A 24,132-nucleotide genomic window follows, 5' to 3' on the forward strand; every position below is an offset into this window, starting at 1 on the left:
CCGACGACCCTTTTTGAACGCCAATTAAATCAACGCCAGGCACTGGCGCAGACAGCACTTTAAGCAGCCTCAGCAATAAGGGATTATCTGACACCTGATTCATTCAGGTCCCGTCAGGAGCATGGCTGCCCTCAAGTAATCGGCGAGTCATCGTCTACAATGGTGCACGGCATCCACCAGAACTGTACCAGCCCGTATAGTTTTAGACGGTTGGCTGCCATGCGTCAATCGAAAATGTACACCCGAGTATAGTTTTGGAGAAAAATGAAGATTCGTACCGCTGCTCGACGTGCTGCCATTGTAGAAACCGCTGCCAGCGTATTTCTTGAACTGGGATACGAAGGCACCTCGATGAACGAGGTCTCAAAACGCTTGGGTGGGTCCAAAGCCACGCTATACGGCTATTTTCCGTCCAAGGAGGAGCTGTTCGTTGCCGTGGTGGAAATGTATGCCACAGCCCACCTGAACGACGCCGTCTCTGGACTGGTGGCCACCGCAACGGAGCACGTTAGCTTGAAGGAGCAGTTGCTGCAGTTCGGCCGAAGGATGCTGATGATCATCCTTAATGATTCGACCGCTATACGGGTGTACCGCATGGTTCTGGCGGAATCCGGGCGCTCGGAAATCGGTGTTCTGTTTCACCAGTCAGGCCCCAGCCAATGCATTGATGCGCTGAGCGCGCATATCACCCGCGCCATGCAAAACGGCGAACTGCACAATGCCAATCCAAGAGTCCGGGCAAAGCAGTTTCTTTCGCTGCTGACTGCCGAACCCGATGAGCGTTTGTTCCAGCAAGCACCACAACCGGTGACCCTGGCGCAAATCGAGGAGATGGTAACCAATGCCGTGGACCTGTTTCTCGGCGGTGCGGCTCCACGCTGAAAAACGCAGACACGTACTCGGTCGGTCGGATATTGGCCCTGGCGGCGCAGGCAAATATGCCTGCGCCACTTGCCTGTCCGGCCATTGCACCTGAAGCTATGCGCCCTCAGGAGACCATTGATGAACCTCGAAGAACTTACCGCCCGCCTGCACCGTATCCGCGATAACAACGACTGGAAGCAGTTTCACAGCCCGAAAAACCTGGCCATGGCCGCCAGTGTCGAAATGTCCGAACTGGTGGAAATCTTCCAGTGGCTGAGCGAAGACCAGTCGCGCCAGTTGCCGCCCGAAAAACTCGCGCATGCCGGCCAGGAAGTTGGCGACATCGTGTTGTACCTGCTGTTGCTGTGCAGCGAGCTGGGGCTGGACATGAACGAGGTGGTGCGCAGCAAGCTGGCCGACAGCGAACGCAGGTTTGCCAAATGACCGATCTGGACATCACCGGCAGCGACCGGCATTTCGATCAACTTGCCACCCGCTTTGCCGAGAAAATCTATGGTGGCGCCAAGGGCGCGATCCGTCTGGCGGTATTACAGGCCGACCTGACCGAAGCCTTGCCCGCGCGCCCGTTGCGGGTCCTGGACATCGGCGCGGGCCTGGGCCATATGTCGCTGTGGCTGGCCAGCCTTGGCCATCAAGTGACCCTCGCCGAACCCGCCGCGCCGATGCTTGAAGGCGCGCGCCAGCGTTTTAGCGAGGCCGGCCAGTCGGCGACGTTCATCCAGGCACCCTGGCAGCAATTGCCTGACCTGCTGCACGAACCTTACGACCTGGTTCTGTGCCACGCCGTGCTGGAATGGCTGGCCGAGCCGTACACCATCCTGCCGGTGCTGCATCGACTGACCCGTCCCGAGGGCTGGTTGTCGCTGGCGTTTTACAACCGTGATGCGCTGGTGTACCGCAACCTGCTCAAGGGCCACTTTCGCAAACTGCGCGGCGACAGCCTGGCCGGCGAGAAACAGAGCCTCACCCCGCAAGAACCTCTGGACCCGCGAGAAATGGCCACGCAACTCGGCGCGCAATGGCGGGTCGAAACTCAAAGCGGCGTGAGAGTGTTCCACGACTACATGCCGATCGATTTCCAGAAGCGCGCCGAACTCGAGCAACTGCTGGAAATGGAACTGAGCCATCGCCGGCACCCGGCCTTTGCAGGGCTGGGTCGTTATCTGCACTGGATCTGCCGCCCCGTGTAAACCACACCGGAGACCGCGCATGAACATCAAGGTAAACCCTCGGCTCGCCGTGCTGGCCATGGCCTTGGCCATCAGCGCCTGTCAGAGCGAAAACCCATACCGTGCGGTCTCCAGCCCCTTGCCACCGGCCCCGCCGCAAGCCGCGCAGGCCATCGACCTGAGCGCCTACCCGGCAGCGCCGCGCGACTACGCCCAGTACCGCAGTTGGCGCTGGCTGGACGACCGACCGCCAACCGGCTCTGCCTGGGTGGATCCTGCACAGATCAGCGAGGCGATCAGCAACGGGCTCGACCAGCGCGGCCTGCGCCCGTCGCGTACAGCCGGTGCCGACCTTTATGTGCAAGCCGGCAGCCGGCTCGAAACCCGCCTGCGTCAGGTGCGCGAAGACTACAACGACCCTTATTATTCCGGCGGCATGGGCTATGGCGGCTATCACCGCGGTTATGGCGGTTACGCGACGGTGCCCATAACACGCACGTATCAAGAGCAAGTGCTGGTGGTCAACATTCAACTGTTCGATGCGCGCACCGGCCAGCCGGTCTGGAGCGCCAGCGCCGAAGCGCCCAGCGGCAACGACCAGGCCACCCGCAGCCAGGCATTGCGCCAGGCTGTGCAACAGGCACTGACGGCGTATCCTCCGTCCTAATTCCCTGGAGAAACTGCCATGTATCTTCGTCTTGCCGTGTTGTCTTTTACCGTGCTGCTCGGCGCCTGCCAGAGCAGTAACGTCAACCGTGACTTCGATGCCCGTCGCGACTTCGCCGGTTACCGCAACTGGAGCTGGCAAGAGCCCGGCGTGCAGTACCAGCCGGCCGACCCGCGGCTCAAAAGCGACCTGACCGAACAGCGCATTCGTGATTCGATCAACCAGCAACTCGAACAGCGTGGCCTGCGCCAGGCAGCCAAGGGCGCCCCGGTCGATCTCAAGGTGCAGGCCTGGCTGATCGTCGAAGATCGCCAGCAACTGGTCAGCACCAACTACGGTGGTGGCTGGGGTCCGTGGGGCGGTTATGGCTATTGGGGCGGGCCGATGGCCAGTGAAACCCGCAGCGTCGACTATAAAGTCACCACCCTGCAGATCGACCTGTTCGACGGCAAGGACGGCAAGCTGGTCTGGCGCGGCAGCACCGAGCGGATTCTCGACCAGAACCAGGCTGACCCGGCTGCGCGCGAGACAGCGGTGCGCAATACCGTGGCGAAGATTCTGGAGCAGTACCCGCCACGCTAAGCGCAGCGCGTACCTGCTACATCATGCCTGCAGCCAGACCCGCACCGTACGTTGCGGGCCTTCGCTCATGAGCAGTGCGTCAACCTGACCGGCTTCGCGCAGATCCTCCTGCGCTTGCACCAGCCATTCCAGCATCGCGGGCTGATCAATCACCTCGACCCGCTCAACCGCCGCCTTCATCGACAATTTCGCATCCGACTTGGCCTTGCGAATCGCCGCCAGTACCGCGCTCACGCCGTCGAGCATCGGTTCGACAAAATCGTCGGCGGCCTGGCCCTGCGGCCAGCCGGCCCGATGCACCGATTCTGGCTGCCAGCAGCGCCAGACCTCCTCACACGCAAACGGCATGAACGGCGCAAACAACCGCTGCACGATACTCAGTGCTTTGGCCAGCGCATTCCTCGCCGAATGCTCCTCGGGCCGATAGGCGCGACGCTTGACCAGTTCGACGTAGTCATCGCAAAACCACCAGAAAAATCCTTCGATGCGGGTCAGCGCAGTGCTGTAGTCATAACCCTCCAGCGCCGTGGTGGCGGCCAGCGTCACCGCGCCAAGCCGTTGCAACATGGCCAGGTCCAGCGGCTGGTCGACACACCCATCCGGATCACCCGGCAGCCCCAGTACGAATTTCGACAGGTTGACCAGCTTGAGTGCCAGGCGCCGGCCGATCTTCATCTGTTGCTCTTCAAAAGCCGTATCGCTGCCCGGCCGACCGAGCGCCGCCCAGTAACGCACGCCATCGCTGCCGTACTGATCCAGCAAGGCTTGTGGGGTGACCACGTTGCCTTTGGACTTGGACATCTTCTTGCGGTCCGGATCAAGGATCCAGCCCGACAACGCCACGTGCCGCCACGGCGCAGCGCTGTGCTCGAAATGGCTGCGCACCAACGTCGAAAACAGCCAGGTGCGGATGATGTCGTGGCCTTGCGGGCGCAAATCCATAGGCCAGACCTGAGCGAACAGGCTGTCGGCCTCTTCCCAGCCAGAGGCAATCTGCGGGGTCAGCGAACTGGTGGCCCAGGTATCCATGATGTCGCGCTCACCGATAAAGCCCAGCGCCTGACCGCGCTGCTCAGGCTGATAACCGGGCGGCGTATCGAGGGTCGGATCGATCGGCAAGTCGGCTTCATCGGGCAGAATTGGCGCGCTGTAATCCGCCTCGCCCTGTGCGTCCAGGCGATACCACAGCGGCAGCGGCACGCCGAAGATGCGCTGGCGGCTGATCAACCAGTCGCCATTCAGCCCGCCAACCCAGTGTTCGTAGCGGCTGCGCATGAACGGTGGATGCCAGTCCAGCGCCCGGCCACGCGCCAGCAATTGTTCACGCAAATCGGCGCTGCGCCCGCCATTGCGCAAATACCACTGGCGGGTGGCAACGATCTCCAGCGGCTGGTCGCCCTTCTCGAAGAACTTCACCGCATGCCGCATCGGCCGTGGCTCGCCGCTTATCCCGCCACAGGCCTGCAACAGCGGCAGCAAGCGCTTGCGCGCCGCGTTCAGCGACAAGCCGGCCAGCGCTGTCCAGGCTTCACGGCTGGCAGGTGAACTCAGCCAGTCCGGCGTTTCGCTCAGCAAGCGCCCGTCGCGGCCGATGATCGAACGCGTCGGCAATTGCAGCTCGCGCCACCACAGTACGTCGTTCAAATCGCCAAAGGTGCAGACCATCACCAGCCCGGTACCTTTATCCGGGTCGGCCAGTGCATGGGCCAGCAGCGGCACGTCGACGTCGAACAGCGGCGAGCGCAGCCGCTGGCCGAAACGCGCCTGATAACGCGCGTCGTCCGGGTGCGCAACCAAGGCCACGCAAGCCGCCAGCAGCTCGGGCCGGGTGGTGGCGATGCTCAACGGCGCGCCATCGCCGGCGGTAAAGTGCAGGTCATGCCAGACGCCGGCGACCTCGCGGTCTTCCAGCTCTGCCTGGGCCACCGCCGTCTGGTAGGTGACATCCCACAAACAAGGCGCCTGCTGGCTGTACAACTCCCCGCGCTGATAATTGCGCAGCAAGGCACGCTGGCTGACCCGCTGTGAACGTTCATCGATGGTCGCGTAGGTCAGGCTCCAGTCAACCGACAGCCCTAACTGCACGAACAACGCCCGGAAAGCCTGCTCGTCGATGGCGGTCAGTTGGTGGCACAGCGCGATAAAATTGCGCCGGCTGATCGGCGCAAAATCCCCGCGCCGCGCAGGCACTGTATCCGGCGGCTGGAAATCGGCCTGCCAGGCCGCATCGGGGTCGCAGCGCACGCCGTAGTAATTCTCGACCCGGCGTTCCGTAGGCAGGCCGTTATCGTCCCAGCCCATGGGATAGAACACGGCCTTGCCGCGCATGCGTTGAAAGCGCGCAATGATATCGGTGTGGGTGTAACTGAACACATGCCCGACATGCAAAGAGCCGGAAGCAGTGGGCGGCGGGGTATCGATGGAGTAAACCGCTTCACGCGGTGCGCGGCGATCAAAGGCGTAAGTGCCTTCTTCGAGCCAGCGGCGGGACCAGCGATGTTCGAGGGTGTCGAGCGAGGGTGTGACGGTGGGGTCTATCGGCAGGGTTATACGTTTAACGGTGACATGGCATCCTCCCGGGATATCGCCAGAGGGCACAACAACATGTTGCGCCTGAGCGTCTTTTATAGCGGTTGCGGCGCAATTGGTAAACCCATGACCACCCATCCAATTGAATGGCCCGTTGCCAGCGAGGGCCTTGCGCCTTTACTACACTCCCGACAGGCAGGTGAGTGAGCCAAAGGAGTGCCGATGTCTCCCCTGAAACGTGATATTGCGCCGCCCGCAAGGCAGCGAGGCGCAATTGGTCTGATGGCAGCCCTGACCCTGGGCCTGGCCATGCTGTTCATGGTCACGGTGGTCGACAGCGGGCGGCTGTATCTGGAAAAGCGCTCGTTGCAACGGGTTGCCGACATGTCGGCGCTGGAGGCGGCGACCCTCAAGGGTAACTGCGCCAGCGGCAACAGCGCGTCGACATTTGCCCGCCAAAGCGCGACCCGCAACGGCTTCCCGCCCGATGTCGATGACCGCACCATTACCGTCACCTGCGGCACCCTGAGCGTGAATGCCGCCGACAACCGGCGCACCTTCGTCAGCAATTCGACCAGCACCCAGGCCGTTCAGGTGGTGGTTTCGCACCCCGTTCAGCGCAGCATTGCCGCCGGCATCGCGTCGCTGTTCAGCGGCGGACCGCAGTCGACCACCATTACCTTGAGCGCCACGGCAGTGGCCGCCGCCGCGCCGCCGCTGGCGCAATTGAGCATTCGTAGCGTTGCGGCAGAGATCACCAGTGCCAACTCTGCCTTGCTGAACCTGATCTTCAGTAACCTGCTGGGTGGCAGCCTCAACCTCAGCGCGGCCAGTTGGGACGGCCTGATAAACACCAATCTGAACCTGCTCAGCTACCTGGACCGGCTCAAGCTAGACCTCAACCTGACAGCGCTGGATTACAACCAGTTGCTGGCGACCAACGTCACGCTCAACCAATTGATTCAAAGCACGATCAACCTGCTGCAAACCAACAGTACCGCGAACACCGCCGTCACGATCCTGGGCCTGCAAGCGCTACAGGCCTCCATCGGCAGTGCGACCATCACCCTCGGCGATCTGGTCAAGGTGCAGAGCGGCACCGATATTAGCGGGCTGACCACGCAACTGCGTCTGGTCGACCTGTTGCAAACCCTCGCTCAGGTGGCGAACAAGAAAAACGGCATCGCCACGTCTGCACAGATCAACCTGGCCCCGCTGGCCACGATCACCACACGCATTCAGGTGATCGAACCGCCACAGCTGTCGGCCATCGGCGACCCTAGCAAGGTCAACCCGAGCATCCCGGTACTCAATGACCCGAATCGTATCTATGTGCGCACCGCGCAGACGCGGGCACTGATTTCGATCAACCTGCCGATTCTGGATACGTTGCTCAATGGGCCACCGCTGTCGGCTGTGACCGATCTGGTCAACAACCTGACGCCGGTCCTGAACGGCGCCCTGAGCCTGAACCTTGTCAAACTGGTCGGCGGTTTGTCTTGCTTGCTGGCCAGCCCGTGCACAGTGACCGACATCAAGTTCCTGACTTCAAGCAGCTCTACCAGCCAGGGCCCGCGGATAGACTTGAGTCTGGCACTGGCCGCTGCCGAGAGCTATGTGACCGGTTACAGCTGCACCAGCAACACCAACAAGTCGTTAAGCGTACGCACCACCGCCACGCTGCTCAGTGCTCGCCTGGGTCTGATCGACAGCGCAGCGGCCTTTCCGGCCAGCACCGATCCGGCGGCGGTCGTCGCCCTGCCGCTGCCAATCGTCGATATCGGCACCAAGAAATGCAGCATCCTGCTGGGCTTGCTGGGCACCTGCTCCGCACGCACACCCTATGTCGGTGGCGGCCTGGGGCTCAGTTTCGGCACGCTGAACAATGCCATTGTCGGCACGGCCGCCAGCACCAACAGCACTTTCACCTCACCCAACCTGCCGGAAATCGGCCAGCCGCCCTATTACCTCAACAATGTGGCCTCGGTACTGCCCAGCACCGTGCTCGACGGGGTCGTGTCCGGGGTCCAGGTGCAGGTCTACAAGCCCATCGTCAATAACGTACTGGGCAACCTGATCAGCGCTACCGGCAGCTTGTTCAATCAGGTGCTTGCACTGGTCAACACGGAAATCATCGGCAAGGTCGTCAAGCCGCTACTGACCTCACTGGTCGACCCGTTGCTCAATAGTCTGGGCCTGACACTCAACCCTGCCGATGTCGGCGCCAACCTCAGTTGCAATATCGGCCAGGCGACGCTGGTGATCTAGGATTTATGAGCCCTTGACCACCGGCAAGGCGATCTTGAATTGCGCGCCTTCATCGACATTGCTGACACTCAGCTTGCCGCTCATTTGCTCGATGATCCCGTAACTGACCGACAGCCCAAGCCCGGTCCCGACGCCCACCGGCTTGGTGGTAAAGAACGGCTCGAAAATACGCTCCATCAAGCGTGGATCGATGCCGCCGCCGTTGTCCTGCACAGTGATCGACACCGTGTCGCTGTCCTGCTGTACCTGCACGTTGATGCAGGGCTCAAGGTCAGGATGGGTGGTTTCCTTGCGCGAGAGCATCGCGTCGCGGGCGTTGACCATCAGGTTGATCAGCACCTGTTCCAGTTGATCGCCATGCCCGCGCACCTGCACCGGCGCACCACGCTCACTGACGTGCACCTGCACGCCCTTGCCTTTCATGCCCTCGTTGAGCATGGCCATCGTGCCCTCGATGGCGTCGTTCAGGTCAAACACCTGTTCCTGGATTTCCGAACGCCGGCCAAACACGCGCATGTGGTCGACCACCCGCGCGGCGCGCTGCACCTGGCTGTCGATGCGGTTGAGCTTTTCGGTGATGTACTCGACATCGACATTGCCGCGCTCCAGACGCTTGAGCACGTTGATCACCGCCATGCGCATCACGTTCAGCGGCTGATTGATTTCGTGGGCAAGGCCGGTGGCCATTTCGCCCAGCGTGGCCATTTTCGCGCTCTGGTTGAGCTGCATGCGCGAGCGGCGCACATCGGTGTTGTCGCGCCCCACGGCCTGGATTTCGACCAGCGTGCCGTCGGCGTCGAACACGCCGCGGTCGGCCCACACCCACCAGGCATGCTCGCGGCCCGGCAGTTCGAGACACACCTCGGCGGTGCTCATCGGCGATTCGGGAGTCAGTTGGGCAATGCGCTGGACAAAGTCGGCGCGTTGCTCGTCGCTGAACCAGTCGCCCAGATTGATACCGGGCAGTTGCTGCGGGTCGCACTCCAGGTAGGTCGCCAGCGGGCGGTTGCCGAAGATCAGCGCCAGGTCCGGGGTGTAGCGGCAGATCATCGCCGGTGAGTCCTCGACCAGAATCCGGTAGCGCTCCTCACTTTCGCGCACACGCTCGGCGGCCAGGGTGGCATCGGTGACATCCAGCCACAGGCCGACGGCCTCGACCGGCATGCCCAGGTCATCGCGCAGCAGCCGCGCTTCATCCAGCAGCCAGTGATAACGGCCGTCCTTGTCGCGCAAGCGGTAACGGCGGCTGACCAGTCCTTCACGCAATAACTGACGATTGCGCTCGAACCACACATCGTGGTCCTCGGGGTGAATGTAGTCGGCCAGTTGCCCGTCGATGCAGTCGGCCAGGGTCCAGCCCAGTAACGGGGTCAGGCTGTCGCTGAAAAACGTCGGCTCCAGATTGCCCTGGTCGTAGCGCTGCACATAGATGACCGCCGGCGAACTGGCGATCAGGTTACCCAACCGGGCATGCGCGGCCGCCGCCTCGGTTTCCTGGTTCTTGATGTCGCTGACATCGAGCATGAAGCCCAGCACCCGCTGCACCTGACCGCTGATCAGTGCCTGGCCCTGAATGCGCAACCAGACCGTGTCCTGCGCCGCATCGGCCTGCGCCAGACGCACGCACAGCAGCATCGGCGTGCCTTTATCGCGCAGTTGCACCAGTCGGCTCGACAGCTCCTGGCGGTCGGCGGGGTGAATCAGCGCCAGCCAGTCCTGCCGCGACAGGCGCTCGACGCGGTCACTCAGGCGCAGGCTGCGCGCCAGTTGCGGCGCCATCAGAATCTCGTCGCTGCCCGGCAGCAGTTCCCACCAGCCGGTGCCGAGCAGGTCCTGCAACACCGCCAGGCGCTCGACATGGTGGCGGTTATGCTGCTCGGACAAGCGAAACAACACAGGGCCCGCCAGCGCCGAACACAGGTTCAGCCATTCGCGCTCGCCCAGGTCCGGGGCTTGCTGCTGTGCATCGTAGAAGCCAAACATCAGCCAGGCGCGGGCCACACTGTCGCGGCTGTGCGCCAATAAAAAACCATCGGCGTTGCCAAACATGCCCTGCAACGGCGACAACTCGCTGTGCCCGGCAAAGTGCAAGGCATGAGCGACATTGACGTCCAGCCGGTCAAACTCGGTGCCCAGCCGCTGGCCCACCTGCCACAGCTCGGGCGCAGTGTGCGCGCTGTACTGGCTGTAGACCCGCCAGCCAACGCCGCTGGCCTCGGGCAACGCCAGCGCCACACACGGAATGCGCCACATCTGCGCCAGTTCCTGAAGTTGCTCGGTGACCACCGTGGCCAGCCGCTCGGTGCTGCACACGCGGACTTTCTCGGCCATGGTCCCGGCAAAACGCAAGCATTGCTGGCGAATGCGTGCAGCGCTGGCCTCCTCCATCAGGTCGCTGATGTCGAGCAGTTGCAACAGCCAGCCCTTGCCGTGGTGCTGCACCCAGCCCCGGGCATGCAGCGTGTGGCCGTCGTTGCTGCGAAAGTCCAGGTCGAGCATGTGCCCCATCCAGTCCTGCGGCACGCCCTCGATCACCAGCGCGCTGTTGGGCAGCAGCAGGCTCATCAGGCGCTGGTTGACCACCGTGCTGCCAATCAGACCCAGACGGTTGAGCAATAACGGACTCAGGCTTTGCAGGCGTCCTTCTTCGTCGAGCAGCAGGTACAGGTCGGCGCCGATCGCTTCAGGCTCCGCGCTCAACGGTACAGACGGCGCGCTGGCAGGCGCCTCCGAGCGCCCCAACCAACGGCTCAAACGGCTTTTTTCAAGGGACAAGTTGGAGACTCGCTTGGGCAGACAGGTTAGTGGGCAGCTGTGGCACCTCGCCGATGAATGGCAGGGTCAGCACGGGGAGCACTTTGACCAGCTCGGTCTTGGGATAGTCGATGGCAACGGTCAGCAGACCACTGGTAAAGGTCACCTTGATATAGCTCGCGTTGAACTTCAGCGACGCCGGCATCCAGTCCAGCTGGCTCAGCACCGTGCTTTTTGCCTGGGTGACCACCTGGGTGGCGTAGTTGGCAGTGCCAATCGCCGGACTCAACGCCACACTGCGACGCACCGCCTCGCTGGCGGCGGCATTGAATGACTGCATCATCAACAGCGGCAGGCTATAGCTGACCATTGCATAGAAAACGCCAAAAAAGATCACGAATACGGCGGCGAACTCAATCGCAGCGGCGCCTTTCTGGCGGCGTGACCCAGATAATTGGTTGGCACGCATGTCGACGTCTACCCTGACAATGCTCCTGCAATGAGCATAGGTTCTTTCAGAAAAACAGGACGTTTTTTACGCAATGAAATTACTTTTCCTACTCACCTGGTTCGCGATCTGCGCCGAACAGGATGCACGGCATAAACAGATTTCCAACGGGCTGACTCTCGGCGGTTTTATCGCGGCGTTAGTGTGGTTGCTGTACAGCGGCCAGACCTGGCTGGGTGACACCGCCGCCCAAGGCGGCTGGGCGCTGCTGCTGGCCCTGGCCATGACCCTGCCCGGTTATGCGATGGGGCGCCTGGGCGCCGGTGACGTCAAATTGCTGGCTGCACTGGCGCTGGCCAGCAACAGCCTGTACCTGCTGGGCACTTTTATTGGCGCCGGTATGGCCGCCGTCCTCTGGCTGCTGATTCGCCGTCCACTGTTTCGCCATGCCGGTCAAATGTTTGCCCAACGCTATGCGGCCATGAACCCCGATATGACAGAAAAATTTCCCTTCTCGCCGTTGCTGTTTGCGGGGTTGCTACTGGTAGCGGTTTGCATCCATTAGTCTGAATCGCGCTGCATTTTTATGTACAGAGTCAGCAAGTGCGTCTAGGTTTATTGCATACCCGCCAGGTTCGCAGCGCTCTGCCACGCAGTGCGCTTACGGCTGGCCGGGATCAGGGACAAGTCGCCAGGGAGTCGCGTGTGACCAAGTATTCGGCAGTAAAGGTTCTGGTAGTCGATGATCAACCGCTGATCGTCGAAGAACTCAGTGAGTTTCTTGAGAACAGTGGCTATATCTGCGTGCAGTGCACCAATAGCCGTGAGGCTATCGAGCAGTTTCGTGACCAGCCCGACATCGGGCTGGTGCTCTGCGACCTGGACATGCCCGGCATGAACGGCATCGAGCTGGTCGAGGCGATGAAGCTGATCGGCGGCAAGCAGCACCTGTTCGAAGCCATCATGCTCACCGGTCGCGCAGAGAAAAAGGACGTGATCCGCGCGCTACGCGCCGGCATCTCCGACTATTACCAGAAGCCGGTCGACCTCGAAGAACTGCTTGAAGGCCTGCAACGTCAGGAAGTCGCCCTGCAGGAGCGCCAGCGCAGCATGCAGCAACTGGGCGTGCTCAATGAGAAGCTGCAATACCTGGCGGCCTCCATCGACGATCTTTATCAGGACCTGGACAAGGCCCGCCCACGCGGCGTGCAGCCATCGGCCAATGACATCGAACAGGACGACGTCGAGGCTGAAGTCCCGGCGCTGTTTGCCGACCTGTCGCCCCGGCAGATGGACGTTGCCCGGCTGGTCGGCAAGGGCCAGACCAACTACCAGATCGCCTGCGAACTGGGCATCACCGAAAACACCGTCAAACTGTATGTCTCGCAAGTGCTGCGCCAGACCCACATGCACAACCGCACGCAGCTTGCTCTTGCATTGGGCAGCGGTGCGGCACGCCGGCAGACGACGGCGCATTGAGGGGCGGTGCAAGCCGCTCCTGTGGACCACAGCTGCAATCACGCTTCATGCCCGTTACTTGCCCGAGCCCATCTTCCCTCCCGACTCCTGATCATAAAACTCCGGAATAGGATGTTTGTAGCTGTCCAGCCAGCGTTGCAGGCTCTGTTCCTGCTCGCTCGGGGTTGGGGTCTGCACCACCTTGCTCGCGGCATCGCCGCGCACCTGTAGCTGCAACCAGGCCTCGGTCTGCGCCTGGGTTGGTGCTGAGGGTCCGGGCTCGATAGCCCAGGCCGCGCCGCAAAAGCCGAGCCCCCAGAGCCCGGCAAGCACTACAGGTTTCATGGGGTCGCTCCTCGTGGGGTACGGCTGGCCGGTGTTTTCAATTGCGCGGCGCGTTGTTGCGCCTCGCTGACCTGACGCGGTGTCAGTCCTGCGCGCGTGGTCAATTCGGCGGCGCGTTGCCAGTTGTCTTCATAAATCAGCAGGGTGACCAGATTCTGCGCCGGCAGGGTGTCGCCGGGCTTGAGCTCAAGCGCGGTCAAAAACTGAAAGCGAGCCTCATCGGTTTTCATCAGGTTCAGGTAGGCAATGCCCAGGTCGTTGCGAATCTTCTCGTCAGTGGGCGCCAGTTTCGAGGCACGCAGCAAGTACTGTTGGGCCTTGCTGTAATCGCCACGGGCTGCCGCCAACTGACCCAGGCCATGCTCGCCTTCGGCGGCGCGGCAGGTGCCGAGCAGGCTGCTGTACAAGGGTTCGGCCTCGCCGCTGCCGAGCAGGCGCCAGATGCGCGCCTTGCGCAGGCGCACCTCGCCCAGGTCCCCCGGCAGGGTTTCGAGGTTGGCCAGGCTGGCGTGCAGGCGGCCTTCGTCAGCCATGTTCTGCGCCATGTTCAGGGTAAATTCCTGATCGGACGTCAGCTTGGGGCAATCGCCCTGACTGGACTGCCCGCCCGGCAACCAGGCGGTCTGGCCGCCTGTGGCGCACCCGCCCAGCATCAAAAGTGCACATGCTGCGATCACTGCCTTCATGCGTTGTCTTTCCTTGTACATTCGCGGCTAAAGCCGCTCCTACGAGGCCAATATAATCTTGAGCGATCTGCATCACTTGCTCCCCAGCGCATGGCTCAGGGCAATAAAACCCGGCCCCGCCAACACGATCAGCAGCGCCGGAAACAGAAACAGCATCATCACCACCGACATCTTCGCCGACAGTTTGGAAATGTACTCTTGCAGACGCGTCAGGCGCCGGTCGTCGATCAATTGCTTGAGCGCCAGCAACGAGCGCAGCGCACCACCACCCTGGTGGATCAATTGATTGAGGATCACACAGGTGTCGCTGAACTCGTCCACCGCCAGCAACCCTGAGGTTTTGCGCAACTCTTCTCCCAGCTCCAGCCCGGAGTCGACCCGTATCAGAATCAGGCGGATTTCTTCGGACAGCACCGGCAGCAAATCCTTGCCTTCATTGCTCAGTACGCGCAGTGCCTGCTCCACCGCCATCCCGGATTCGAACAGGATGCGCAGCAACGGAATAAACGTCGAAATCTCGACCACCACCTGCTTCTGGCGGTATTTGGCAGCGGCGGCCAGGATACGCTTGGGCAAAATATAGCCCAGCCCCACGGCAAACATCGGCGCCACGATCGGCTGCTCGATATCCTTGTAGAACAGAAACTGCACCGCCAGCGTCACGCCCAACAGCCCGATCGGCACCCCGATCTGACACGCCGCAAACAGCGAGCGCTTGCTCGCCCGGCGCCAGCCGACCCGGTTGAGCAGGTCCTGGGTTTCGCTGTCCATGCTGATCACCCGATGCCCCAGACGGGTGTCACCCAGCAGGCGCAGCCAGCTGCCGATGCGGCTTTCACGTACCACCTGGCCTTTCAGGCGCTGGGCCACCAAGCGTTCATTGCGCCGCTGGCTGGCGATGTTCGACAACAGCAGTGCCATCGCCATCAAAAACATCAGCACACTCACCATCAGCAGGACCATGTCAGATACTCCGCATCATGCGCCACAGGGCCAGGCAACCCGCCGCCTGAAAACCGAAGGCTGCCAGCATCAGGGTCTTGCCACCGTCGTCGTCCCACATGTGCATCAGGTAGTTGGGGTTGGTCAGCAGAAAGTAACCGACCATGGCCAGCGGCAGCGAGGCCAGTACCACGGCGGTCATGCGCGTTTCACCGGTCATCGCGCTTAACTGGCGAGCCATCTGGTCACGCTCGCGAATCAGCTTGATCAGGCTTTCCATCAATTCGCTGGCATTGCCGCCATAGCGGTGGTTGACCCGCAGCCCCAGGGCAAACATGTGAAACTCGTCGCGCTCGTACAGCTCGGCAAAGTCCTGCGCGGCATCCGGCAGGCTCACCCCCAGTTGCACGTTGCGCTCGATACGCCCCATGCCGTCGCGCAGCGGTTGATCGGCGGCCTCGATGCCATGCAGCACCGCATCGGCCAGGGTCCGCCCGGACTTGAGACTGCGCACACTGTGGTCGAGCATTTGCGGCAATTGTTCAATCATGCGCCGCACCCGCTTGCGATAGCGCCACGACACATACAGGCGCAGCAACAGCGGCGCGCCCAGCACGGCACCGATCAACCCAAACACGCCGCCCAGCAAATAGCCCAGCAGCGCCGCCAGCGCCCACACCGTCAGTGCCAGCCCCAGCCGGTCGGTGGGGCGGCCCATTCCTGCGCGCAAAAACGCCCGCTCCAGACGCTGCAATCCGGGCTTGGTGGTGCTCGGCGTCACCTGGCCCTGATTCAGGCGCTGCATGATCCGCTCGCTGGCACCGCGATTGAGGCTTACATAAAACAGATACCCGGCCATACCCAGCAACAGGATGAAGATCAGTGCCAGAATCCAGATCACCTTCATCCTGGTGCCTCCTCAATACATCGGCCGCAGCTTGTCGCCTGCCGCATGCATGGCCTCGCGATGAAAGCCGAAGCCGGTGCGCCGGTCCAGGCGGAACAACGTGTTGGTCACATAGATGTCGTCGCGCATGCCCACCACCTCGACCACTTCACTGACGCAACGGCGGCCGTCGGGCAGGCGGGTCAACTGAATGATCACGTCCAGCGCCGCACAAATCATCTGCCGCAGGGTCTTCTCGGCGATTTGCCGGCCGGTCAGGCCGACCAGCGTCTCCAGACGCAGCAAGGCATCCTGAGCGTTGTTGGCGTGCACGGTACTCATCGAGCCATCGTGGCCGGTGTTCATCGCGGTCAGTACATCGAGCACTTCGACGCCGCGAATCTCGCCGAGGATAATGCGGTCCGGGCGCATCCGCAGGGCGTTGCGGATCAGGTCGCTGGAGCGTACTTCACCATGACCCTCAGCATTGGGCGGGCGGGTTTCCAGACGTACCACATGCGGGTGGCTCAGTTGCAACTCGGCAACGTCTTCGATGGTCACCAGCCGTTGATGGGTGTCGATCAACTGGCTGAGCACGTTGAGCATGGTGGTCTTACCCGTGCCGGTACCGCCGCTGATCAGGATGTTGCAGCGCTTGCCCACCGCCTCCTGAAAAAACTCGAAAATCGACAGATCGATGGTCTGGGTCGCGACAAGGTCGGTGCTCTTGAGCATGTCCTTGCGAAACTTACGAATCGACAGGCACGGCCCGTCCAGGGCAATCGGCGGAATGATCGCGTTGACCCGGCTGCCATCGGGCAGGCGCGCATCAACCATCGGCGAAGACTCGTCCAGGCGCCGGCCCATCGGCGCCAGAATGCGCTGCATGACCCGCTCGACGTGATGCGAGTCGATAAAACGCAGGTCGGTGTGGTGCAGCACCCCGTCACGTTCGACAAAGACCTTGCTGGGCCCGTTGACCAGAATCTCGGTGACGGAGGTATCGCGCAGCAGCACTTCCAGCGGACCGAAGCCGGTCAGCTCATCGACCAGTTCTTCGGCCAGCCGCTCCATCTCATAGCGCGAGATGGCCAGGCGCAGCCGGGCGACATACTCGGCCACCTTGTCGATGACGAACTGCGCCAGTGCCGGGCGCGAGCCTTCGAGCAGGTTGCGGCCGTTTTCTTCGATACCGTCGATGATGTAGCGGTGCAGCACCAGCTTGAGGCCTTGCGCATCGTCGGCGGCGTGCTGGGCGCGTGAAGAGGCGCCAAAAGGTCTGTCGGGCATCAGCGGTTTCTCCGCAGCCGGCTGAACCAGCTTTCAGTGGGTTTTTCTGCCGCGCCGCTGTGGCGCACCAAGTGCTCACCCAACTGGCGCAGCCCTGAAGACAAGGCCTCGCGCGGCGCCAGATCGAACAGGGTCACGCCCTGGTTCTTGGCATTGAGGCGCAACTCGGGGTTGAGCGGCAGCACCGAGGCCACCGGCAGACCAAAGGTCTTGCCCACGGTGTCGGAATTGGGCGCTACCGCCCGCAGGTAACGGTCCACCAGCAAGACGGCGTGCGACAGTTTCATGCCCTTGTCGCGCCACAGGTTGAGAATCGCCAGATTGCGTCGGCACTCCAGCACGCTCTGGTCGGTGTACCACACCAATTGGTCGCAATGGCTGACCAGCGTGCGCAGCGCTTCGCTGTCGGGCTGGCCGACCAGGTTGATGATCACGTGCTCGAAATGCTGGCGCAGCGCACTGAGCAGCATGTACAGCTCGGCGGCGCTGGAATGCTCCAGGTTATCGTCGGCCTCGGTGTAGGCCAGAATGCGCAGCCCGCTGGGCGCGACGGTAAAGGCGCTGTCGATCAGGGTGGCATCGAGCCTGCGCAGATGACGCAAGGCATCGCCAAAACTGAACGTCGACTCAAGCCCCAGCAAGGCCAGGCTGTCGCCACGCGGCAGGCCCAGGTCCAGCAACAGCGTACGCGGCAGGGTCTTTTGCACCACCAGCGCCAGATGGCTGGAAATCAACGCGCCATCGCCATCGCACTGCACGCCATACAGCACCGACAGGCCACTCATGTTGGGGTTGGGCGCAACCGCGGGCAGGCGCTTGCTCAAGCGCCGCACCAGCCCCGCCACTTCGCTGGAGCGCGAACCGTAGGCGACAAAGTCGCGGGCACCGGCGCGCATGGCGTTGAGCACCAACTGGTTATCCATACCATCGCCCAGAGCGACGATGGCCAGCATCGGCTTGGCCTCCAGTGCACCTTCGATCAGCGCGCTCTGGGTCATCAGATGATCACGGTCCAGGCCGATGAACACCACGCTGGCGAAAGTCACATCGACCAGTGCCAGCAAGTCATCGAGACTGCCGGTGCCGGCGCTGACCACCTGGCCCAGCGAACCCAGCGCACCTTGCAGCCACTCAAGATCGGCGGCGCTGCGGGTAATCGCCAGAAAGGTCTGACTCAGGCTCTGGCTCATTGCGATAACCCGCTACGCCGATCGAAATCGCCTTTTTCGAGAAAGTACATGCGCAAGAAGCTCGGGTCGTAGTTGCGCAGCCCCTCACCCGGCAACGACGGCAGTTGCGCATCGCGGGCCAGTGGCCGGACCAGATGCGGGGTCACGATCATCAACAGCTCGCGCTCTTCACGGTTGATCTGTGAATTACGAAAAAACGCGCCCAGAATCGGAATATCGCCAAGCCCCGGAAACTTGCCCACCTGCGAGCTGTTGCTGGAACTGATCAGGCCGCTGACCACAAAGCTCTCACCATCGGCCAGGGCAATGCTGGTGTCGGTACGCCGCACGTTCAAGGCCGGCACCGTGGTACCGGAAATGGTAATCCCGGCACTGAAATCCAGCTCGCTGACCTCCGGGGCGACCTTGAGCAGAATGCGGTTCGCCCCGACCACGGTAGGCGTCAGGGTCAGGCGTACACCGTATTCCTTGTATTCGATAGAAATACCGCTGCCTTCGGCGTTGGGCACCGGCACCGGAAATTCGCCGCCGGCCAGAAAGCTTGCGCTCTGCCCGCTCAGGGCCACCAGGCTGGGCCGCGCCAGGGTATAGGCGAAACCGCTGTTTTCCATGGCATTGATGACGCCCAGTACCTTGCTGCTGCCACCGCCCCAGGCAATGTTGAACATGTTGTTGTTCAACGGAATCATCGCCGCCCCAGGCAATACGGGCGCTACGCCGCCGCTCGCTTCACCGAGGACCGATGGCACCAGACCCGGCGTAGCGCTGATGCCCGAAACGGTGCCCGGCGAGCCAAACAACGAGTTGTTCGAGCCCGTGCCAAAAATCGAGGTGCTGGCTTCCTTGAGCTTGCTACGACTGACTTCGACGAAACGGATATCGGTCTGCACCTGGCTGGGTAATGGATCGACCCCGGCCGGCAAACGCGCCGCCTCGGTCATCGCGGCGGTGGCCTTGCCACGTACGAAAACCATGCTCTGCTGCGGTGCCGGTGAGCAGTGGGTCCACAGCATCAGGCTGGTCGCGCCGGGCGCCATGCCGGTGAGCAGCACGCCCTGATTGCCGGTGACCTGCACGTCGGCAATCCGCGGGTCGCCGACTGCCACGCGGGTAATCGCAACCCCCGGACGGATGTCGCGCTGCGTGCCCTGATCGACCTCCAGCACGGCGGGCACAGCGCTCTGGGTCGAGCATCCCGCCGGGGCGGCGGCATAGCCCATCGGTACCCAGGCCCCGGCCAGCGCTACAGTTATAGAAAGGAAACGAACATTCATCGACGGCAATCCTTGGCTTTAATCAGGGCGTCTGTTGCCCGGGCAGGTTGCCGCGAATCACCTCGACCGGCTTCGGTGCGGCAGGTGAAGCGGCTTTGCTGGCGGGGCTGGCGAGGGTCAGTTGAGTAAAGCGCACCAGGCTGCGCCCGGTGGTGTCCAGGCGCAGGGCCACATCGCGGCTGCCGGCCTCGGCGGCCCAATAGTCCTGCAGGTGTTTCTCTTCGGCGCTGCGCACCGCCAGGCGCAGTACGCCATTCTGGGTGGCCAGCATCAGGCGACCGAGCAATGGCTCCGGCACCGCCAGCACCACGGTGCGGGCCGTGGCGCGGCGTTGCTCCTGCTTGAGTCGCTCCTCACTACTGAGCGCCTGGGCCGGGCTGCCGTCCAGCGTCGGGCCGAGCAGTTCACCAATGCTCAAGACCCGCAAGGCCGGCACCACAACCTGGGTCGAGCGCTGGGAGTTTTCGGTGTCCTGAGGCAAGTACAGCAGCACGTCGACATAGTCACCCGGATTGAGGTGCCCGGCCGCGCTGGCCACCTCGTCCACCGCCACGGCCAGTGCCCGTTCGTCAGGGCGAATCATCCGCGCCAGGCTGCCACCGGCCTCGAAGCTGCTTTCATTGAGCCAGGTGCCAGCAGCCAGACTGCGCCAGGTGCTGCGCCCTACCGCCTGATCCAGCGCGGTAAAGCTGCCGGGCGGCGCGACCTTGAGCCGCTCGACCGTCAGGTCTTCGGCCTTGATCGCGGTATAGGCCGGCAAGTCGTGAGCCAGCACCAGTACGTTCTGGCGCAGGGCATCTTCGGCTTTTTCGGCCACCGGTGCTGCAGTCACAGGGGCTGGTGCTTGTACAACGGGCTCAACCGGAACGGGTGGCGGGGTGGGCGAACTACTTAACGTAACGCCGAGATAGCCGACAAGGATCGCGCCCAGCAAAAAGACCAATGCCAGGATCAAGGTGGCGCGACTGCTCATGACGACTCTCCCTCTGTCACGACACACAACCCCGAGACCGCTGAACCTCGCGTTCACGCATGGCGCTGTGCTTTTCTTCCCTTCATTTTGATATAGGAATGTAGTTCACCCATTCGAAAACGCCATTATTGCGTGTGCAAATCGCCTTCATCTAAAGGCAGGCACAAGGCGCCGCCCCGTAAAACAGGCAGCCGACGGCGTCTATCACTTTATGACTAATGCTTTATTACGATTGAAGGAAGTGGTTGGCCGGACAATGCTGTAGTGGCAAGGAAGATTCATGCCCCCTTCCGTGATTGTCTGCGCCTTGAAAGGGTGCAAGGAGAACGACCATGTCACTCACACAATTGTTCGTACGCACCCAGTTGCGCATCGAGAGTTTTTTCAAGGACAAAGAGGCAGCTTCCGCCATTGAATATGTGCTGATTGCGGCGATGGTGGCGGTGGTCATTGTTCTGTTCGTGACGCCACTGGGTAACGCGGTGAAGGCCACCCTCAACGATGTTCTGGTCGCCTTGAAAGGGACTGCTGTCACTTGATACGCGCCCCCCAGAATGAGGTAGGATTCTGGATCGCTATCAACAACACAGGTATCCCTATGGCCGTCCAGCCCACCCGCCAACAACTGCTGCTGGTTGACGACGAAGAGGACGCCAATGAAGAGCTGGCAGAGCTGCTCGAAGGTGAGGGTTTCTGCTGCTTCACTGCGTCCTCCGTCAAGCAGGCCCTGCAGGTGCTCACCCAGCATCCGGACATTGCGCTGGTCATCACCGACCTGCGCATGCCCGAAGAAAGCGGCATCCAGCTGATCAAGCGCCTGCGCGAACACACCTCGCGACAGCACTTGCCGGTGATCGTCACCTCGGGCCATGCCGACATGGATGATGTCAGCGACCTGCTGCGCTTGCAGGTGCTCGACCTGTTCCGCAAGCCGATCTATCACGTGCGGTTGCTGGAAACCCTCAATAACCTGTTCCCGGAACCGAAGATTTTCCAGGTCGGGCACTGATCCCCCTTCCTCACTCCGTCACATTGAACGTCACCTGTGCCGTCTGCCCGCTTTCATCGAGCACGCTCAATTGATAGCGGCCAAGGCGGTTCAGGCTGGTGCTGAAGTGTTCCTGATTATCGGTGTCGGCGGCCGGTACGCCATCGATAAACCACCAGCGTCTGCCGCTGCCGCCCAAGGCCGATAACTTGAGGTTCAAGGCCTGACGGCTGCCGGCTGGCAACCGCAGGTTATCGCCCTCGCGCACCCCGACGATGCTCAGCGGCGTGGCCAGGCTCAAGTTGTGCGGCGGGCAGCTCGGGTCGATGGCCGGCAGCCGCGCATCGCGGCGCTCGGCGCGGGCCAGCCACGGCTCCAGCGGTGCCGGCCACAAGGCGACATCCCGCGATACCGCGCCCGGGCAGCCAGCATCGACACGCAAGCCCGCTTCGTTGACCCAGATCTTTTCCAAAAGCCCCAGCCCCAAAGGCTGATCGCCCGCCTGCAAGGTCGGCGGCGTGGTGCCGTCCAGGGTCCAGGCAAAGCGCTGGCGCCGGCAGTTGGGGTCGCTCTTGCTCAGCGGCTGGCCAAGCGGCCAGCAGATCGCGGCCACGCCAACGTTCATCGGCACCGGCGCCACGGGGCTGGCGATACCGCGCTGGCTGTCGCGGTTGGCCAGCACATCATGCACTTGCAGCATCAGCGGCGCCGCCGAGGCCAGGCCGAACTGGCCCGGCACCGGCGTGCCGTCCGGCCGGCCGATCCACACGCCGACCAGAAAGCGCGGCCCGACGCCAATTGCCCAGGCATCGCGAAAGCCATAACTGGTACCGGTCTTCCAGGCCAGTTGCGGGCGCTGTACCAGTTCGGCGTGCGGGTCGAGGTCCGGGCGCGACTGGCCGCTGAGAATGCGCCGGATAATCCACGCAGCACCGGGCGAGAGCATGCGCCGCTCGCGCAGCACATCCTGCGGTTGCAGGCGCACATCGGCGCTTACCCCGCCCCGCGCCAGCGCGCTGTAACCGGTGACCAGGTCCTGCAAGCGCGCACCGGCACCGCCCAGAATCAACGCCAGATTCGGTTCGGCCAGCGGCGGCAGAATCAGCGGCAGGCCGCCATTGCGCAGTTCGGCGGCAAAGCGCTTGGGTCCGTAGACTTCCAGCAACTGCACCGCCGGCAGGTTGAGCGACATCGACAGCGCCGAGCTGGCCGCGATCGCACCGCCGAACCCTGCGGAAAAGTTACCGGGGCGATAGTCGCCATAACGGCGTGGCACATCCTGCAGCAGCGACTCGGAATGAATCAGCCCGGCGTCCATCGCCATGCCGTACAGAAACGGCTTGAGCGTCGAACCCGGCGAGCGCACCGCGCTGATCATGTCGACGTGACCAAAGCGCTTGGTGTCGTTGATGTCCACCGAGCCCACATAGGCGCGCACCGCCATGGTTTCGGCCTCGACGATCAGAATCGCCGCCGAGGTGCGTTCCGGCAGCCGGGCGCGCCAACCCAGCAGCAGGTCTTCCATGCGCCGTTGCAGGCTGGCGTCCAGCGTGGTGCGGATCAGCGGCGGGCTACCCGGCCGGTTCAAACGCCGGGCCAGCAACGGCGCCAGAGTCGGCTCCTGACGCGGCGCCAGCAGCAAAGGCTCTTGCAGGGCTTCATCGACACTGCCTTGTGGCCACACGCCAAACTCGGCCATGCGCCGCAGCACCTTGTCGCGGGCCAGTTGCGCACGCTCCGGGTGGCGATCAGGGCGTAGCCGACTGGGCGCCTGGGGCAACACGGCAAGCAGCGCCGCTTCAGAGCGGGTCATCTGCGACGGCGACTTGCCCAGGTAGGCCCAACTGGCCGCCGCCACGCCCTGCAACGTACCGCCAAACGGCGCACGGTTGAGGTACAGCTCCAGAATCTGGTCTTTCGACAGGTGCCATTCCAGTTGCAGGGTGCGCCACAACTGACGCAACTTGCCCGGCAGCGTGCGCGAGTGCGGGTCGAGCAGGCGCGCCACCTGCATCGACAGCGTGCTGCCGCCCGACACCACACGTGCCCCGCTGAGGTTCTGCCAGGTGGCCCGCGCCAATGCCAGCGGATTAACCCCAGGATGGCTGTAGAACCAGCGGTCTTCGTAGGTCAGCAGCGCTTGCAGGTAATACGGCGACACCTGTTCGCTGCTCACCGGGTAGCGCCACACCCCGTCGCTATCGGCAAAGCGCCACAAGGGCGTACCATCCTCGGCCAGCACCACCCGGGCCAGATCGTCCGCCGGCAGCGGCAACGGCCACAGGCGGTCGGCCAGCCACAGCAAGGCCGGCGGCACGACAATGATCAGCAGCGCCAGGCGTAGCCATTTACGTGCACGCAGGTTCATGGCAAATACGCTTCCCGGCACAGGGAACCGCAATGGCTGGCCGATGGCCAAAGCCAACAGACATCTCTTTCAGGCAGGATGATTACATGCAAGTAGAAGGCTTCTTTGAGTGGCTGGGCCAGGCGATCGGGTCGGTGATCCGCTTTGTGGTCGACGGGCTGGCGTGGTTGTTCAATCTGCTGGCTCATGCCGGTGGCAACTTTGTCGATGGTTTGTCCCGCGCGCTGGGCATGGACACCTCACTGATCAGCATCCTGGCCCTGATCGTCGGCCTGATGCTGCTGTACGCCGCGATTCGCGCCTTCATGCGCGCCTCTATCGTGCTGGGCATCATCTGGCTGGCGCTGGGATTATGGTTGCTGAGCTGGATTATCAGCTAAAAACACAGACCTATGGGATCAAGGACGGCGCGGTGTCTGGGACACCGCGC

At 62.6% G+C, this 24,132-nt stretch carries 23 protein-coding genes; 11 read left to right on the forward strand and 12 right to left on the reverse strand.

Annotated elements, in window-relative coordinates:
- Positions 1-264: 264 nt before the first annotated feature.
- The 5 genes from ACYP2A_RS25895 to ACYP2A_RS25915 all read left to right on the forward strand — a co-directional run bounded on the left by ACYP2A_RS25895 (position 265) and on the right by ACYP2A_RS25915 (position 3,303).
- Positions 265-882 carry a TetR/AcrR family transcriptional regulator gene (locus tag ACYP2A_RS25895; protein ID WP_459748783.1) on the forward strand — a complete coding sequence of 206 codons (618 nt, stop codon included), beginning with the start codon at positions 265-267 and terminating at the stop codon, positions 880-882.
- 120 nt (positions 883-1,002) lie between these two features.
- On the forward strand, positions 1,003-1,308 hold the full coding sequence (locus ACYP2A_RS25900; RefSeq protein ID WP_459748784.1) for a MazG-like family protein: 306 nt from the start codon (positions 1,003-1,005) through the stop codon (positions 1,306-1,308).
- Positions 1,305-2,075, forward strand: a complete 771-nt coding sequence (locus tag ACYP2A_RS25905) for a methyltransferase domain-containing protein (protein ID WP_459748785.1) — start codon at positions 1,305-1,307, stop codon at positions 2,073-2,075. The genes ACYP2A_RS25900 and ACYP2A_RS25905 overlap by 4 nt, the downstream gene beginning before the upstream one ends.
- A gap of 19 nt (positions 2,076-2,094) precedes the next feature.
- Positions 2,095-2,721 (forward strand): DUF4136 domain-containing protein, encoded by a 627-nt coding sequence (locus ACYP2A_RS25910; protein ID WP_459748786.1) that lies wholly within the window; start codon positions 2,095-2,097, stop codon positions 2,719-2,721.
- A gap of 18 nt (positions 2,722-2,739) precedes the next feature.
- A complete protein-coding gene (locus tag ACYP2A_RS25915; protein ID WP_459748787.1) occupies positions 2,740-3,303 on the forward strand; it encodes a DUF4136 domain-containing protein in 564 nt (187 codons plus the stop codon).
- A gap of 21 nt (positions 3,304-3,324) precedes the next feature.
- On the opposite strand, the gene valS is transcribed toward ACYP2A_RS25915, so the two are convergent.
- Entirely contained in the window at positions 3,325-5,901 is a 2,577-nt protein-coding gene (valS, locus tag ACYP2A_RS25920; RefSeq protein WP_459748788.1) for a valine--tRNA ligase, read from the reverse strand.
- A 153-nt stretch (positions 5,902-6,054) separates the two neighbouring features.
- On the opposite strand from valS, the gene ACYP2A_RS25925 reads away from it, so the two are divergent.
- Positions 6,055-8,100 (forward strand): TadG family pilus assembly protein, encoded by a 2,046-nt coding sequence (locus ACYP2A_RS25925; protein ID WP_459748789.1) that lies wholly within the window; start codon positions 6,055-6,057, stop codon positions 8,098-8,100.
- A gap of 3 nt (positions 8,101-8,103) precedes the next feature.
- Here ACYP2A_RS25925 and ACYP2A_RS25930 read toward each other — a convergent pair whose 3' ends face one another.
- Together ACYP2A_RS25930 and ACYP2A_RS25935 are read right to left on the reverse strand one after the other, a co-directional pair.
- Positions 8,104-10,875 carry a PAS domain-containing sensor histidine kinase gene (locus ACYP2A_RS25930; RefSeq protein ID WP_459748790.1) on the reverse strand — a complete coding sequence of 924 codons (2,772 nt, stop codon included), beginning with the start codon at positions 10,873-10,875 and terminating at the stop codon, positions 8,104-8,106.
- Positions 10,865-11,323, reverse strand: a complete 459-nt coding sequence (locus ACYP2A_RS25935; RefSeq protein ID WP_459748791.1) for a TadE/TadG family type IV pilus assembly protein — start codon at positions 11,321-11,323, stop codon at positions 10,865-10,867. Before ACYP2A_RS25935 ends, ACYP2A_RS25930 begins: the two co-directional genes overlap by 11 nt.
- A 73-nt stretch (positions 11,324-11,396) precedes the next feature.
- Between ACYP2A_RS25935 and ACYP2A_RS25940 the strand changes: the two genes are divergently transcribed.
- Positions 11,397-11,867, forward strand: coding sequence for a prepilin peptidase (locus ACYP2A_RS25940; RefSeq protein WP_459748792.1), 471 nt, complete (start codon positions 11,397-11,399; stop codon positions 11,865-11,867).
- Between the two features lie 140 nt (positions 11,868-12,007).
- The gene (locus ACYP2A_RS25945) at positions 12,008-12,781 is read left to right on the forward strand and encodes a response regulator (protein ID WP_459748793.1); all 774 of its coding nucleotides are present in this window, start codon (positions 12,008-12,010) and stop codon (positions 12,779-12,781) included.
- 54 nt (positions 12,782-12,835) lie between these two features.
- On the opposite strand, the gene ACYP2A_RS25950 is transcribed toward ACYP2A_RS25945, so the two are convergent.
- From ACYP2A_RS25950 to cpaB, 8 genes are all read right to left on the reverse strand, one after another.
- On the reverse strand, positions 12,836-13,105 hold the full coding sequence (locus tag ACYP2A_RS25950) for a DUF3613 domain-containing protein (protein ID WP_459748794.1): 270 nt from the start codon (positions 13,103-13,105) through the stop codon (positions 12,836-12,838).
- The gene (locus ACYP2A_RS25955) at positions 13,102-13,791 is read right to left on the reverse strand and encodes a tetratricopeptide repeat protein (protein WP_459748795.1); all 690 of its coding nucleotides are present in this window, start codon (positions 13,789-13,791) and stop codon (positions 13,102-13,104) included. The genes ACYP2A_RS25950 and ACYP2A_RS25955 overlap by 4 nt, the downstream gene beginning before the upstream one ends.
- A gap of 72 nt (positions 13,792-13,863) precedes the next feature.
- The gene (locus ACYP2A_RS25960) at positions 13,864-14,754 is read right to left on the reverse strand and encodes a type II secretion system F family protein (protein ID WP_459748796.1); all 891 of its coding nucleotides are present in this window, start codon (positions 14,752-14,754) and stop codon (positions 13,864-13,866) included.
- Between the two features lies 1 nt (position 14,755).
- The gene (locus ACYP2A_RS25965; protein ID WP_459748797.1) at positions 14,756-15,640 is read right to left on the reverse strand and encodes a type II secretion system F family protein; all 885 of its coding nucleotides are present in this window, start codon (positions 15,638-15,640) and stop codon (positions 14,756-14,758) included.
- Positions 15,641-15,652: 12 nt separating this feature from the next.
- Complete coding sequence (locus ACYP2A_RS25970; protein WP_459748798.1) at positions 15,653-16,909, reverse strand: CpaF family protein; 1,257 nt, start codon at positions 16,907-16,909, stop codon at positions 15,653-15,655.
- Complete coding sequence (locus ACYP2A_RS25975) at positions 16,909-18,099, reverse strand: pilus assembly protein (RefSeq protein ID WP_459748799.1); 1,191 nt, start codon at positions 18,097-18,099, stop codon at positions 16,909-16,911. Before ACYP2A_RS25975 ends, ACYP2A_RS25970 begins: the two co-directional genes overlap by 1 nt.
- Positions 18,096-19,319 (reverse strand): type II and III secretion system protein family protein, encoded by a 1,224-nt coding sequence (locus tag ACYP2A_RS25980; RefSeq protein WP_459748809.1) that lies wholly within the window; start codon positions 19,317-19,319, stop codon positions 18,096-18,098. The genes ACYP2A_RS25975 and ACYP2A_RS25980 overlap by 4 nt, the downstream gene beginning before the upstream one ends.
- Before the next feature lie 76 nt (positions 19,320-19,395).
- Positions 19,396-20,346 carry a Flp pilus assembly protein CpaB gene (gene cpaB / locus ACYP2A_RS25985; RefSeq protein ID WP_459748800.1) on the reverse strand — a complete coding sequence of 317 codons (951 nt, stop codon included), beginning with the start codon at positions 20,344-20,346 and terminating at the stop codon, positions 19,396-19,398.
- A gap of 332 nt (positions 20,347-20,678) precedes the next feature.
- Between cpaB and ACYP2A_RS25990 the strand changes: the two genes are divergently transcribed.
- Complete coding sequence (locus tag ACYP2A_RS25990) at positions 20,679-20,885, forward strand: Flp family type IVb pilin (RefSeq protein ID WP_459748801.1); 207 nt, start codon at positions 20,679-20,681, stop codon at positions 20,883-20,885.
- A gap of 59 nt (positions 20,886-20,944) precedes the next feature.
- Positions 20,945-21,355 (forward strand): response regulator, encoded by a 411-nt coding sequence (locus ACYP2A_RS25995; RefSeq protein WP_459748802.1) that lies wholly within the window; start codon positions 20,945-20,947, stop codon positions 21,353-21,355.
- A 10-nt stretch (positions 21,356-21,365) separates the two neighbouring features.
- Here ACYP2A_RS25995 and pbpC read toward each other — a convergent pair whose 3' ends face one another.
- Positions 21,366-23,702: a peptidoglycan glycosyltransferase PbpC gene (gene pbpC / locus ACYP2A_RS26000; RefSeq protein ID WP_459748803.1), complete on the reverse strand. Its 2,337-nt coding sequence runs from the start codon at positions 23,700-23,702 to the stop codon at positions 21,366-21,368.
- An 86-nt stretch (positions 23,703-23,788) separates the two neighbouring features.
- Here pbpC and ACYP2A_RS26005 point away from each other — a divergent pair, with 86 nt between their 5' ends.
- Complete coding sequence (locus tag ACYP2A_RS26005; protein ID WP_459748804.1) at positions 23,789-24,082, forward strand: hypothetical protein; 294 nt, start codon at positions 23,789-23,791, stop codon at positions 24,080-24,082.
- Positions 24,083-24,132 lie beyond the last annotated feature (50 nt).

This window comes from Pseudomonas sp. 3A(2025), from assembly GCF_054589175.1.